The sequence below is a fragment of the Enterococcus sp. DIV0174 genome, assembly GCF_050529065.1.
GTDB classification, from domain to species: Bacteria; Bacillota; Bacilli; order Lactobacillales; family Enterococcaceae; genus Enterococcus_B; species Enterococcus_B thailandicus.
Genome location: NZ_CP172881.1, coordinates 1,341,179 through 1,354,473, shown reverse-complemented (window position 1 = coordinate 1,354,473; position 13,295 = coordinate 1,341,179). Strand labels below are relative to the sequence as shown.

General features: G+C 37.7%; 13 protein-coding genes. 4 read left to right on the top strand and 9 right to left on the bottom strand.

Translation table 11 applies throughout. The features are described 5' to 3' along the window. Nucleotides 1-3 precede the first annotated feature (3 nt). From aguA to ptcA, 3 genes are read right to left on the bottom strand one after another with little or no spacing between them, the layout of a single operon-like run. Complete coding sequence (gene aguA, locus IGJ93_RS06505; protein WP_067482016.1) at nucleotides 4-1,101, bottom strand: agmatine deiminase; 1,098 nt, start codon at nucleotides 1,099-1,101, stop codon at nucleotides 4-6. After that, nucleotides 1,088-2,473 carry an APC family permease gene (locus IGJ93_RS06500; protein ID WP_071868369.1) on the bottom strand — a complete coding sequence of 462 codons (1,386 nt, stop codon included), beginning with the start codon at nucleotides 2,471-2,473 and terminating at the stop codon, nucleotides 1,088-1,090. The genes aguA and IGJ93_RS06500 overlap by 14 nt, the downstream gene beginning before the upstream one ends. A gap of 18 nt (nucleotides 2,474-2,491) precedes the next feature. Next, complete coding sequence (gene ptcA / locus IGJ93_RS06495) at nucleotides 2,492-3,526, bottom strand: putrescine carbamoyltransferase (protein WP_430596878.1); 1,035 nt, start codon at nucleotides 3,524-3,526, stop codon at nucleotides 2,492-2,494. Between the two features lie 271 nt (nucleotides 3,527-3,797). Here ptcA and IGJ93_RS06490 point away from each other — a divergent pair, with 271 nt between their 5' ends. Further along, nucleotides 3,798-4,457: a GntR family transcriptional regulator gene (locus IGJ93_RS06490; protein ID WP_067482010.1), complete on the top strand. Its 660-nt coding sequence runs from the start codon at nucleotides 3,798-3,800 to the stop codon at nucleotides 4,455-4,457. A gap of 80 nt (nucleotides 4,458-4,537) precedes the next feature. Here IGJ93_RS06490 and IGJ93_RS06485 read toward each other — a convergent pair whose 3' ends face one another. Next, entirely contained in the window at nucleotides 4,538-5,851 is a 1,314-nt protein-coding gene (locus IGJ93_RS06485) for a PTS sugar transporter subunit IIC (RefSeq protein ID WP_075491533.1), read from the bottom strand. 15 nt (nucleotides 5,852-5,866) lie between these two features. Further along, the gene (locus IGJ93_RS06480; RefSeq protein ID WP_430596877.1) at nucleotides 5,867-7,642 is read right to left on the bottom strand and encodes a glycoside hydrolase family 9 protein; all 1,776 of its coding nucleotides are present in this window, start codon (nucleotides 7,640-7,642) and stop codon (nucleotides 5,867-5,869) included. Between the two features lies 1 nt (nucleotide 7,643). On the opposite strand from IGJ93_RS06480, the gene IGJ93_RS06475 reads away from it, so the two are divergent. From IGJ93_RS06475 to IGJ93_RS06465, 3 genes are read left to right on the top strand one after another with little or no spacing between them, the layout of a single operon-like run. After that, nucleotides 7,644-7,823 carry an HAD hydrolase family protein gene (locus IGJ93_RS06475; RefSeq protein WP_143353570.1) on the top strand — a complete coding sequence of 60 codons (180 nt, stop codon included), beginning with the start codon at nucleotides 7,644-7,646 and terminating at the stop codon, nucleotides 7,821-7,823. Next, a complete protein-coding gene (locus IGJ93_RS06470) occupies nucleotides 7,768-8,871 on the top strand; it encodes an SIS domain-containing protein (RefSeq protein WP_075491531.1) in 1,104 nt (367 codons plus the stop codon). Before IGJ93_RS06475 ends, IGJ93_RS06470 begins: the two co-directional genes overlap by 56 nt. Before the next feature lie 29 nt (nucleotides 8,872-8,900). Further along, nucleotides 8,901-9,263, top strand: a complete 363-nt coding sequence (locus IGJ93_RS06465) for a DUF2200 domain-containing protein (protein ID WP_075491530.1) — start codon at nucleotides 8,901-8,903, stop codon at nucleotides 9,261-9,263. Nucleotides 9,264-9,321: 58 nt separating this feature from the next. On the opposite strand, the gene IGJ93_RS06460 is transcribed toward IGJ93_RS06465, so the two are convergent. From IGJ93_RS06460 to IGJ93_RS06445, 4 genes are read right to left on the bottom strand one after another with little or no spacing between them, the layout of a single operon-like run. After that, nucleotides 9,322-10,335 carry a Gfo/Idh/MocA family protein gene (locus tag IGJ93_RS06460; RefSeq protein ID WP_071868367.1) on the bottom strand — a complete coding sequence of 338 codons (1,014 nt, stop codon included), beginning with the start codon at nucleotides 10,333-10,335 and terminating at the stop codon, nucleotides 9,322-9,324. Nucleotides 10,336-10,352: 17 nt separating this feature from the next. Next, entirely contained in the window at nucleotides 10,353-11,513 is a 1,161-nt protein-coding gene (locus IGJ93_RS06455; RefSeq protein WP_075491529.1) for a Gfo/Idh/MocA family protein, read from the bottom strand. Continuing rightward, nucleotides 11,513-12,379: a sugar phosphate isomerase/epimerase family protein gene (locus IGJ93_RS06450; RefSeq protein ID WP_075491528.1), complete on the bottom strand. Its 867-nt coding sequence runs from the start codon at nucleotides 12,377-12,379 to the stop codon at nucleotides 11,513-11,515. Before IGJ93_RS06450 ends, IGJ93_RS06455 begins: the two co-directional genes overlap by 1 nt. 19 nt (nucleotides 12,380-12,398) lie before the next feature. After that, nucleotides 12,399-13,295: a carbohydrate ABC transporter permease gene (locus tag IGJ93_RS06445; protein ID WP_430596876.1), complete on the bottom strand. Its 897-nt coding sequence runs from the start codon at nucleotides 13,293-13,295 to the stop codon at nucleotides 12,399-12,401.

Below are 13,295 nucleotides of genomic sequence, written 5' to 3'. Positions count from 1 at the left end.
CTTTTAGTGGCTACTAGGTATCTGTTGAGTGATACAGTGAATATTCCCTCCGCCTAAAAGGATTTCTCGTGCAGGAACCCCGCTAATTACACGATCTGGATATAATTTTGCTAAAAGTTTTTCTGCCTCATGATCCATAGGGTCACCAAATAATGGAAAGACGATTCCGCCATTAGCCGTATAATAATTAACATAACTAGCAGCTAAACGGTCGCCTTCTTCTCTTGGCAAGGTACCTGCTACAGCGTCTACACCTAAGCTTTCTTCTTTAGTAATCGTAACAGGATTTGGTACATACATTTTATGAACGACCAACTTCCGCCCTTTGGCATCTGTTTCGTTTTCTAAAATATTCAAGCATTCTTGAGAAATTTCATACTGCGGATCAGCTATGTCGTCTGTCCAAGCAAGAACCACTTCACCTGGCTTAACAAAATTAGCAATATTGTCAACGTGACCATTCGTTTCATCTAGATAGATTCCACGTTTCAGCCAAATAATTTTTTCAACGGCTAACTGTTCTTTTAAAACATGTTCAATTTGTTCCTTAGATAATTGAGGATTCCGTCCGTTTGAAAGTAGACACTCTTCCGTTGTTAATAAGGTACCCTCTCCATCGACGTGGATTGAGCCGCCTTCTAAAACAAAACTATCTAACCGATAACGATCTTTACGTTCGATTTCACAAATTTTTTGAGCGACTTGATCGTCTTTATCCCATGGGAAATAAAGACCATCTTCCAATCCGCCCCACGCATTGAATGACCAATCGACACCGCGGACTTCACCACTACTACTTTTAACAAATGTTGGGCCACAGTCACGTACCCATGCATCATCATTAGCGATTTCAACTACTCTGATTTCTTCCGGTAGTAAATGACGTGCATTATTATATTGGTCAGGATTTGCTCCCACGGTTACTGGTTCGAAGGCAGCAATTGCTTTGGCTACTTCGACAAATGTTTGTTGTGCTGGCTTTCCACCATTGCGCCAATTATCTGATCGTTGGGGCCATAAAATATAAACGCCCTCATGGTTTTCAAATTCGCCAGGCATCCAAAAGCCATCTTGTTTTGGGGTACTATCAATTGTTTTCATGAGAATGAACTCCTTTTTCTAACGTTTTTCCTGCGTGTTTTATCATTATTTCACCAATCAATGCTACAAGAATTGTACCTATCAATACCGGAATTTTTCCGGAAATTTCTTCTGGACTATTATCAAGTGGTACGACTGAGAAAATTAAAGTTAAGACCAGTAAAGTAAATGGAACATAAGTCAGAATTCGAAGAAACCATGTTGGTCCAGGAACTTTGAATGGTCGAGGTGTATCGGGATCTGTTTTGCGTAGTTTTAAAAATGCTGGGAACATCATGATATATGATAACAATAATGCAACGACATTTAATGAAAAGAATGCCCAAAAAATATTTTCGTTGGGGATCATTGGTGCGGCGACAACAAGCAATGTTGCAATGATTCCGTTAAGTAAAGAAGCACCAACGGGCATTTCATTTTTGGAATTTACACGTGCAAAAATCGCAGGCATATCGTTATTCTTTGCTGCGTATAAAGCAACATAATTCACACCTAAAGACCATGAAATCAAATTGGCAGCTAAAGTATACATAAATAATAAGCCAATAATCACTACAAACGGATTCAAGCCACCGACTAATAAGATAAAGCTGTCGATTAAGCCGCCTGATGCAGATAATTCATCGGCAGGAACCGCTGCGCCCATACCAAATGCCGCAAATAGATAAAAGAATGCAATAAGTATTCCACCATAGATAATTGATTGCGGAATTTGCTTTTTCGGATTATCCATGTCGCTTGCCATAGTAGTTACCACTTCGAATCCCAAAAAGTTAAATAGAATAACTGAAAGAAAGCTAAGGCTCTTAATATCCATTTTTGGAAGTAAAGCTGCTCCTGAAAAATCGTTTGCTACACCTTTCGTTACCGCATGATAGATACCCAGAACACCTAAACAAATCATGATGGCAACTTTCGCAAAAGCGGCAAGATTCAAAATCCATTTACTGTCACTCACAGGATAACAACTAATAAAAGTAACGACCCAAATGAAGAGCAACTGGATTCCAATAGTTACAAATAAATGAAGCTGAATTTGAAAAATTTGTGATAGGACTTCTTGGAACAAAACGGCTAAGCTTGCCATCCAAATAGGAAAGTTGATCCAATAAAACCAGGCAACTCTTCCACCCCAACGTCGACCAAAAGCTTTCTTTACCCAATCATAAATTCCGCCGTCGCCTTCATAAGTTGTACCTAACTCTGCAGAAATTAATCCATAAGGTAAGAAGAATAAAATCAGTAGTAACCCCCACCAAAAAAATTGTGAGGAGCCAATTGCTGCGGCGGGGGCAGCAGATTCTACTACCAGGATAACCACAACTGCCATTAATACAGCGTCAAATAATCGGAACTTCTTTTTTTCCATTATCCTTGCTCCTTTCTAGCCTTAGTTTTTGCGTTCGTATTGTTTTGTTTGACGTAATAAACGTTCAAATTCACTATTGTATGTTGTGACTACTGCTTCACTCGCATAGTTTAAGTAAGGATTTAAGAAGTAAACTAGCAAAGCCCGCATCGCTGTTAATCTGTTTTCGGCTTCGTCCAGTACCACTGAGTAAGGTGCATCTAATACTTCATCAGTTACTTCTTCTCCACGGGTAGCGGGTAGACAATGCATAAATTTAGCATGTGAGGCCGCTTTTTTCATTAAGTCTGCATTGACTTGATATTTTGGATAAAATACGTTCATCCGTTCTTCTTCAGATAGTTCCGCTTCATACAAACCATACCAAACATCTGTATAAACAAAGTCTGCATCTTTCATAGCAAGATCAGCGTCTTCAGTAATTAACACGCTTCCGCCAGATATTTGTGCATTTGCTTCACCAATAGCCAATGTTTCTGGTTTGATTTGGAATCCTTTTGGTCCAAATTGAACAAAGTCCATCCCCATTTTTGTAGCAATAAACATTAACGAAACGCAAACTTGTGTCGCATCACCGACAAAAACGACTTTACAGTCACTTAATTTTTTGCCGGCTGGTAGCTGTTCTGTCATGGTGATGATGTCACCTAGTTCTTGAGTCGGGTGATTATAGTCGCTCATTCCGTTTATTACAGGAATCGTTGCTGTTTTAGCTAATTCAACTACTGAGTCATGACGTTCTACCCGAGCCATCAAAATATCTACTAAGCGAGATAAGACGCGGGAAGTATCGCCCAGACTTTCGTGTCCACCTAATTGGATTTGTCCAGGCGCTAGGTATTGTGCGTGCCCACCTAGTTGCGTCATAGCTGTTTCAAAAGATACACGGGTACGTGTAGAAGATTGCTCAAAAATCATTCCTAACGTTTTGTTTTTCAACAAAGGAGGATAGTAGCCATTAGTAATTGATTCTTTCAATTTCAATCCCAATTCAATCAAGTAATCTACTTCTTCTTTTGAAAAATCATTTGTATCGATAAAATCACGTTTTTGCATTTTACATTCTCCTTCAATTATCTATTTTTTGTCGTTTATACTCGAGTAATCCTTTTGACACTTTGAGCATACTTGTTTTTTTAATAAGTTGTAAGGGCTTTTCTAGTTTAAGAAAGGAATAGAAAACAAAAAGAACATGTTACATTTTGCGTAACATGTTACATGCTTTTTTTATAAAATAGACTAACGAGCTACTAGTTGCATAACATACTTTTAAGTGGTTTTCTGCTATAATAAAACAGATATTGATGGTGGAGTTGGAGGAATGAACATGATTGATAGCTTGCAAAATCAAGCATACCAGGAAATTAGAAAACGAATTATTTTTTCAGATTTAGAACCAGGACGCAAAATATCTGAAAAAAGTTTAGAAGACTTACTTAACATTGGCCGCACCCCTATTCGTGAATCTTTGATACAATTGCGTCAACAAGAACTTGTTTATACGATTCCTCAAAGTGGTACCTATATTTCAAAAATTGATTTGGCTTCTGCGCAAAATGCACGCTTTGTACGTGAGCAACTTGAACAGCAAATCATGGTTGAGTGTTGTACAAAATTAACTCCTGAAACACAACAACGATTACAAGAAATATTAAACTTACAACAAAAAACAATTGAAAAACAAGATGCACGTGGATTTTTTCATGCGGATAATTTATTTCATGAAACGTGTTTTGACATTGCTGAGCGCAAAGAAGTTTGGAATTGGTTAGATAACCATAATACGCATTTAGAACGATTTCGTTGGCTACGGGTGACGATTTCTGGGTTACCTTGGGAAACCATCACAAACCAGCATCAGCAATTATTTGACGCACTAGTTGCTAAAAATCCTGAAGAAGTTCGCTTTTTAACGATTTTACATTTGCATATGATGTTGAACGAGCAAGAGTCAGTTGTGGAAAGATATCCAGAATATTTTGCTTAATGAATGTTTGAAAAGAGCCGAGACAAAATGATGTCTCAGGCTCTTTTTTCACTTAGTACTTCTTTAGTTTTTACCTTGGCTTAGACTTCTTCTTTAACAACCTTATTTGATAAAAGTACAAATGGCAAGTAAATCAACGTTCCGATAAAAATAATCACAGCTTGTAACAGCGCAGCGCGAATATCTCCTGCTGTTGCTAAGTAACCGGAAAGAATGGGTGGTGTTACCCATGGTATCGAAATATAAGTTGGTTTGACCCACTCCCAACTAGTTGCTAAATAAGCAATAAACGTTGCAATCATTGGTGTTAAGCAGAACGGAACTGCGTAAATAGGATTAAACACAATTGGCAATCCAAACATCATTGGTTCACTGATATTGAAGATACTAGAAATCCCGCCTAATTTTGCAATCATCTTTTCATCCTTACGTTTAGAAACAAGTAAGACAGCAATCACTAAACAAATCATGGTTCCTCCCCCACCCATATAGACATACGCGTCAAGAAAAGATTGTGTCACAATATTAGGAATAACATTTCCGCTATTGATGGCATCAATGTTTTGTTGTAACGAAGTTAATAAGATGGGACCAGAAATTGCACTAAAAACGAATGAACCATGGATACCAAAAATGAAGACGAATGTTGAAAGAAAAACATACAATAAAATACCAGATAATGATTGGAATCCACCAACTAATGGTGCTTGTAGCACTTCAACAACTAATTCAGGAACAGTTACTCCAGTTAAAGTCCTAATACCTGCTTCCATTAATGCAAAAACAGTGATAGTCAATAATGCGGGAATAAGTAAGTTAAATGACTTTGCGATTGCGGGTGGTACACTATCAGGCATTTTTATTTTCAGTTTTTCGTTAGTAGATAATTTACATAGAAGAGTAATCCCAACTAACGCAGCTAAAATGCCTAACAACATGGTTGAAGCACTAGTATAAGTTTGTGTCAAAATACCATTGGCTTGAATTGATTCTCCATTATTTCCTACAATGGTTAATGTATTGGGAATTAAGGTGATATAGCAAGCTAAGGCAATGATCCCTTCAAGCGCCCCGTCATTTCCGTAAGAACGTGCTAAGCGATAGCCAATCAAGAATGTGACCATAATACCCAACATTCCGATTGTTCCATTGTATCCTTGGACACAGAGCTCTGAAAGGAACATTCTCCCAGGCATTTCTCGTAGTAAACCAGTTTCTTCAGCAAGCAAAACATTATTAATCAAGACAAAAAATGCAGAGGCAATTGTAATTGGAATCGTACTGGCAAAAGCATCTCGAATAGCAGCAATGTATCGATTGGTTGAAACTTTATTTGCATAAAGTGCAATTATTTCACCAATTGTTTCTTTAGTTATTCCGGGATTTTTCAACATAGTCATTCTCCTTTTTTATATACTCAATGCGTGAACGACGGACAACCATTTCCCTGCAAGTCCAACCCAAACTTCTTTATATGTGGCATTGTTAAATTGTGGCCAATAGGGAATATCTTCATTTTCAAAAGTCTGAATACCAACAGGCAGCTCACCAATCATTTCACCAGAAGAAACAGTGTACATTTGTGGATAGTTGTACCCTTCTCCGTACATCATTGATTGTCCAAATGGTTTTTTCCCAATGAGCCATTGGAGCTGTGTGAAGCCAATGTTCTTTAACTTATCATCTGTTAATAAATTTCCTATTATCGTTGCACTTTCACCCATTGATAGAAGCACAGCATTATTTCCACGGAAGGAAAACCACACAGGAAATTTTTTTAGATAAAGATCTGGTGCAATCTTTTGACCAGCTAATAGCTGTTCTTTAAATTCGACTCGCGCTTTCTCGTCGACCAATAGGTGCTGGCGATTAAATGATTCATCATCGTCTTTCTCACTCATTTTATAAATCCCACTGGCAATCATGGGGTAAGGTGCTGTAGCACTCGCTAAATAGGTTAGATAGTCACCGTAATGCTTAGCGGCTTTACGAATCTCACTTTGTAAATTTTCATTCACAACTTTTATTGCCTCTGAGAAAGCGTAAGCATAAAGATGCTCCCTTGCTTGATGATTAAAATGTTGAATGATTTTTTGTTGTTCATCACGATAGAAAAATCCTTGTAAAAGTGTTCCATCGTCCAATGAAATACCTGTTTGTTCCTGACACATTAGTAAGTTCGGAAGTAGCTTCTCCGTCTCGTTAATGAAAAAGGATTTACCTGTTACTTGATACATCAAACTATTGGTCCAGATTAACGTAGCTAAATATAAACTTTTTGAGGTGCTATACGTATGTTCCCAAAAAATTGGCTCATGCTTAAACGGTGCTTGTTCAAAACCAACTTTGGCATCCTGATAGTCTTCTTCTAGAATGGAAGAAAGAACAGAGTGTAATTCATGTCCCTTTGGTAACGTTACCAAAATTTTCGCTAAACAACCAACAATTAAAAAATTATCGTAAGGGCTGTTATGTACTCGCGCAACTGCGTCATCCATGTCTCCCAATTGATTATCTGTCCAACGTGTCATCCCCGCACTGGTAGCGCGAAATCCTTGGCCAAGTCGAGTTTTCAAAATAAAATCTATTCCCCAAGCCCCTTCTTCTCTTAGACGTTCTGCTAGCGAAGTATCTTGTGAATCTTGACTACTTGCTGCTAAAAAAAGTGCTAAAGTAACTTCTGCCGTTTGAACTAATTGTTGAGAGAGGTCACCTGCATCATGCCAGCCACCATTAAAAATAATTTTTTTGCCTTCATGAGTAGCTAGTATATCTTGGTGGCATGTTCCATGTATCCCACTGATTGGATATCCACAACGTTCGCAAAAAATAAAGTTTAAGCTTTTCCAAAGTGAGTCTTGCAACAAAGAAATGAACTGATTTTTAATCGTGAATGTCTTTGTACTAAGCTGCGCTACTTTTAAATGATAGGTCCCGGGAACTTGCCAATCTGTAAAATCAAGAATGCCGAATTGCCCTTGGTCATTGGTTGTCAGTGATACAGTCTGACTGAAAACAACGGTACCAGTATTTTCCTCAACTAAGTAAAAAGTCTTACCAGCATATAACGCAGAGATGATTGCTTCCTTTCGACCAGTTGTTTGATAACCGATGTGTGAAAAAATAATTTTATCTGTATCGGCATGCCATCCTTTAGTTGAGAGAGAATGATTACTTTTTTCCAAGATGAGTTCATCGGCTAATGCATCCGAAGAAGTGAAGAAACAAGCGACACATCAAACATTGACGAACCAACAATCGGGAGTTGCCTACTTTCTGTCAACTTATTTTAATTTAAAGGAGAATAATTATGAAGGAACTGACCATGTGGAGTTATATCAACCAAGAACAACCTATTTTGCTTGAAATTTTGGAAGCGTATCCTAAAAATATAGATACTGCTCTCTTTCAATTACCGGATTTTGATGATATTTTGATTTTAGGAACAGGATCTAGTATCAATGCAGCATTGAGTGCTCGTTGTTATCTTGAAAAAATGACTAACAAAACTGTTACGATTCAAGAACCATTTAATTTTCAACACTATGCACATAAGGTCAATCACCCACAATTGGTTCTGGGTATTTCTCAAAGCGGTCAGAGTACCTCTACGATCGATGCATTGAATCATTTAAACAAGCAGTCTTTTAAAATTGGTGTGACAAGTATTCCAAATAGTGAAATAACGCAAGTGACTGATACTACTTTAGATATTTTATCTGGTAAAGAGCGTGTGGGATATGTTTCTCTTGGCTTCACTGCTTCAGTTTTAGCATTAATGCTTCTAGGACTTCGTTTAGGCGTACATTTGGGAATTGTTAGTGAAGAGCAAGAAAAACAAGAATTAGTTGAATTTAAACAGTTGCTGGAACAAATTGAGTTAACAATCAAATTAAGTCAATCGTTTTTCAAAAAAAATGAACAAAGTTTACGTGAAAGCCAACGCTTCATGTCTATTGCATACGGTCCAGCGCTTGGGACAGCGAAAGAAATGGAAACAAAATTTTCAGAAACGATTCGAGTGCCCTCACAAGGACTTGATTTGGAAGCATTTATGCACGGCCCCTATTTAGAAATGAATGATACTTACCGTCTTTTCTTTTTAGATACACCAGTTAAACCTCTTGTTCAAAAAAAAGCACAGCTGTTGCGTACATATGAGGAAAAGGTGACTTCACACATTTTTGTTATCTCAATTAAAAATGAACGAACTCCTACTTTAGCTGACCCCAATCGTCATTTGCTACTTCCAGAGATTTCTGATGAAAACAAGTGCCCTTTACTTTTGATTTTACCTTTTCAAGTGTTAAGCTGGTTTATATCTAGAAGCAAAGGAATTGATATCACAAAACGAATTTTTACTGATTTTTCACAAGCAGTAGAAAGTAAAACGACTGTCCAAGATTATGTGTGATTTATTAATCTCAATCAGGAGGGAAAAAGATGCCTAAACATCGAATTTACACAACTAGTTTTGCCAGTGTCTACCCCCACTACGTCACAAAAGCGACGAAGAAACAGCGAACAAAAGCAGAAGTGGATCAAATTATCTTATGGTTAACAGGTTACACACAAGATGAATTAGAGAACCAATTGGCTAAAGAAGCAACTTTTGAAACTTTTTTTGAAGAAGCACCATTGTTGAATCCCAAACGTTCACTGATTACTGGCGTGATTTGTGGCATTCGCGTGGAAGAAATGGAAGATTCCTTAATGAAAGAAATTCGCTATCTCGATAAGTTGGTCGATGAATTAGCTAAAGGTAAAAAAATGGAAAAGATTTTGAGAAGTGAGTCTGGAAAATAAAGATAGGAGTTAAAGCCCCCAAGTTGTATTGAGCTTTTACAACTTGGGGGCTTTTAAATTAATTATTTAGCGAAATCCATTTGTTCCTCCGACTAGAAGTATAAATACCTAAAACAATTTTTAGTGATTGAAGTGCATCAATTCCGGCGAGACTTGCTATATGGTCGTCCGTTTGTCCATTGATTTCCTTGATAAAGGCAGCAATAACTGCCTGATGTCCACGCCCCCAATACCTTTTTGAAGCATAAGTTAAATGTTGTGGCAGATCTTCTAAGATTACTTGTTGGTTAAACTTCAATTGTTCTGTTGTTAGTTCAATCTGTCCTTTTTCACATTCAAAGGTAAGTTTTGGTGATGGGTTACCTGTATAATTATTCGTTGCTTGGATCACGAATGGTGTGCCGTCATGGTATAGGGCAATCGCCATCGCTGTATCTTCAACTTCGATTATTTGCTCTAAACAAGCAGTCATGATTTTCCCTTTGATTTTCTCGGGTGTGCCAACTAACCAAGTAACAGCATCAATCATGTGGATCGCTTGATTGATCAGCACACCTCCCCCTTCTCGTTGCCACGTTCCTTTCCAATCTGATTGATAGTAGCTCGGAGTTCTTTCCCAAGCCAGTTCGCATTTGATACCAGTAACTTTACCGTATTTGTTGTCTGCTAGCTGTTTTTTGAGTAGTAAATAAGTTGGATTCAGTCGATTTTGATAGCAAACATGGTAAAGTGTGGATTGTTTTTCTATGATAGAAATCAATTCTTCAGTTGCTTGGAGTGTTGTTGCCATTGGCTTTTCACAAAGAACATGTTTTTGTGCGTTCAGTGCAGCGATACTCATTGCCTGATGTAAATCATGAGGGGTACAAATGATTACCAATTCGACCTCTGTCATTGCTAGTAGTCGATTGAAATCTTGATGAAAAATACAAGAGAATTGTTCTGCAAAAGTGAGACCAATTGTCTGATTTATATCACAGCAAGCGATTAGCTGGGCGTCCTCCAATGTTTGAACTACTTTAGCATGTGTTTGGGCAATTGCACCACAGCCTATTATTCCGACACCAACCATTTTGTTTTTCCTTCTTTCTAATACGTTTTTTTTGTGTCTAAAATTACTTCTGCTCGTTGTTTTTCAGTTGATGTCTCAATTTTTTTAGTTAATTCTTCTAAAAATAAATGTTCGTTGATTGGTAATGGAACCCATTCTTGAAGCCATGAAGAAAGATGGATGGCGTTTGAAATACTAAGGCCTTTGATTCCCTCTTCCGCAGGAGAAACCAGTTCTTCCTGAAATAAGATGTGATTGATGAAATTTTGAGTGATTTTTTTATGACCAGATTCATTATCAAAAGTGACAGGAATCTTAATAGACCAAACTTCTGGTTCACCAAAGCCTCCTGTATAGGTTTGATTCCAAGTGGTTTCATCAATTCGAGTTTGCCAAAATTTTAATTGCTGATCTTCAATGACAATTTTTCCTTTTGAACCCACGATTTCAAAACGATTTGTTCCGGGAGTTTCAGTCGTCGTTGTAACAAAAACACCAGTAGCTCCATTTTGATACTCCACATAGGCGGTAACTTCTGTTTCGACTTCGACATTTCGGCGTTTTCCATTATAAGTAAATGCGAAAATCCGCTGAGGCATACCGCAAATCCACTGCCATAAATCAAGCTGATGTGGGTCTTGATTCAGTAAAACACCACCACCTTCTCCTTTCCAAGTAGCACGCCAATTGCTAGAGTCGTAATAGCTTTGCGAACGATACCAATCAGTGATAATCCAATTTGTTCGGCGAAGCTCACCGATCTCACCTGAATCAACGAGCTCTTTCGCTTTTTGATAAAGTGGATTCATTCGTTGATTGTACATCAGTGCGAGTGTTAGTTCTGGATGTTTTTTGGCTTCTGTTAACATTTCTTGCACTTTTTTTGTATAGACACCCACAGGCTTTTCAATTAAGACATGTTTACCCGCTTTTAGGGCTTCAATGGCTAAAATTGGATGGTCATAATGCGGCGTAGCAATAATCACTGCATCAATTTCAGAAGAAGAAAATACACTGGCAGCGTGTGTAAAGTATAGATAACTTTCCCCAAGTTTTTCACGAATTTTGGCTAACTTCTCTGGCTGGTTATCGCAAAGACCAGTTAATACGACATTTTTCATCTCATTAGCTAATAAATTATTTACATGTGCAGTTCCAATATTTCCCACACCAATAATCGCAATTCGAATTGGTTTCATCATTGCCACCTCACATCAAGTTTTGTTAGTAGTTTTTTTAATGACTCTGACGCAAGAATGAACATTCTTGCGTTGTCAGCTTTTTTTGTTAATTGTTGATTGGTTGGTTCTAAACGTTCAAAACCCTCAAAGAAAGTCAGGTGTGGTTCAAGCGAAACAAAACCGTTGTAGCCATTAGAAGTTAAATCGTTTAGAATTTCTTCAAGTTTTCCGTCTCCAAAACCAGCTGGCCTGACTTCGTGGTCACTGAACCGAGCGTCCTTAATGTGGAGGTAAGCAATTGAGGGCTTCAGTAATTCGTATGCATCGGGAAAAGCTTCAACGTCGCATTGAACAAAATTTGCTGGGTCAAAGACAGCCTTGACTTGCGGATTATTTAACTCATTGAGCAAATAGGCACATCGTTCGGGGGTATCACCAAAGATTTCTTTTTCATTCTCATGAAGCAATGTGATTTCAGGATATGCTTTCGCAATGGCTACAAAGGCTTTCCATCGAGTAACGACTTCTTCTTGATAATCATCTGGATTTTCTGCAGGATCAATAAAGAAACTGAACATGCGGACATACGGGCTCTGAAAAATGTTGGCTAGGTGTAGCACATGTTTAAAAAGTTCTAAGTGTTCAGAAAACGGGTCATTGATATTTATTTTCCCAATAGGTGAACCAATACTGGATACGGTGATTCCTGCTGTATCTAATTGTTGTTTATAGCGGTGAGCCTCTTCAAAGGTTAACTCACTGACATTTTTTCCATCAAGTGTTCGTAACTCGATGTGTTTGATTTTTTGTTCGATTAACCCAGCAATTTGTTGTTGCATACTGGGATTAATTTCATCTGCAAATGCGCTAATTGTCACGGTCATTTTTGTCTTCCTTTCTTTTTTAACCTTTCACACCACCAGCAGTTGAACAACCGATGAAGTGTTTTTGAGCAGAGAAATAAACAACTAATGAAGGAATCAAACCAATGATCGACATGGCAATTGTTCGATTCCAGCTGAAATCTGCTGAAGTAGTGTCCATCGCCATCCTTAAGGCAATCGATACTGGGTATTTTTCTACAGAAGAGATGTAAATCAATGGGCCTTGAAAGTCGGTAAAGGTCCAGATAAATTGAAACAAAGCTGCAGTAATCAATGATGGTTTGAGAATGGGTACAAGGATTCTTGTTAAAATTGTGAAAGAATTACAGCCATCAATCGTTGCAGCTTCGTCTAGTTCTTTTGGTACTGTGCGGAAAAATTGAACCAGCATGTAAACGAAAAACGTATCGCAGGCAAAAGCTGAATTCGTAATCAAAGGTAGATACGTATCAAGCAAATTTACATTTCGCCAAAAAATATACATTGGAATTCGAGTAACGATTCCAGGCAAAAATAAAGTAGCAATCATTATTGGAAATAAAATTTTCTTGAAAGGAAAATCAAAGCGAGCAAAGCCATAAGCTGCTAAGGTACAGGAAATCAAAGTCAAGAGAACTTTAGGGATAACAATCAGAAAAGAATTCAAGAAATAAGTAGCAAACGTGTACTGACTCGATGTTTGCCAACCTTCAATGTAAGGCGTAAAATCAAACGTTTTTGGCATAAACCAAATGGATTGAAAAATTTCACTATTTGTCTTAAAGGAAGCACCAAATAACCATAGAATTGGGTACAACATGATGAGCGCGCCTGCAATCAAAATAAGATATTTGATCAACAAAACTAATCGTTTTTTTCGTTTTACTTGTCGATTCATTTTTTCTGTTTCAGTTTTATGCTGCAATGTTTGCTGCAT

What these genes read in the sequence shown, in the direction of transcription:
- aguA (WP_067482016.1), bottom strand. Translation starts at nt 1,101, where the DNA reads ATGAAAACAATTGATAGTACCCCAAAACAAGATGGCTTTTGGATGCCT.
- ptcA (WP_430596878.1), bottom strand. Translation starts at nt 3,526, where the DNA reads ATGCAAAAACGTGATTTTATCGATACAAATGATTTTTCAAAAGAAGAA.
- IGJ93_RS06490 (WP_067482010.1), top strand. Translation starts at nt 3,798, where the DNA reads ATGATTGATAGCTTGCAAAATCAAGCATACCAGGAAATTAGAAAACGA.
- IGJ93_RS06485 (WP_075491533.1), bottom strand. Translation starts at nt 5,851, where the DNA reads ATGTTGAAAAATCCCGGAATAACTAAAGAAACAATTGGTGAAATAATT.
- IGJ93_RS06475 (WP_143353570.1), top strand. Translation starts at nt 7,644, where the DNA reads ATGAGTTCATCGGCTAATGCATCCGAAGAAGTGAAGAAACAAGCGACA.
- IGJ93_RS06470 (WP_075491531.1), top strand. Translation starts at nt 7,768, where the DNA reads ATGAAGGAACTGACCATGTGGAGTTATATCAACCAAGAACAACCTATT.
- IGJ93_RS06465 (WP_075491530.1), top strand. Translation starts at nt 8,901, where the DNA reads ATGCCTAAACATCGAATTTACACAACTAGTTTTGCCAGTGTCTACCCC.
- IGJ93_RS06460 (WP_071868367.1), bottom strand. Translation starts at nt 10,335, where the DNA reads ATGGTTGGTGTCGGAATAATAGGCTGTGGTGCAATTGCCCAAACACAT.
- IGJ93_RS06455 (WP_075491529.1), bottom strand. Translation starts at nt 11,513, where the DNA reads ATGAAACCAATTCGAATTGCGATTATTGGTGTGGGAAATATTGGAACT.
- IGJ93_RS06450 (WP_075491528.1), bottom strand. Translation starts at nt 12,379, where the DNA reads ATGACCGTGACAATTAGCGCATTTGCAGATGAAATTAATCCCAGTATG.
- IGJ93_RS06445 (WP_430596876.1), bottom strand. Translation starts at nt 13,295, where the DNA reads ATGCAGCAAACATTGCAGCATAAAACTGAAACAGAAAAAATGAATCGA.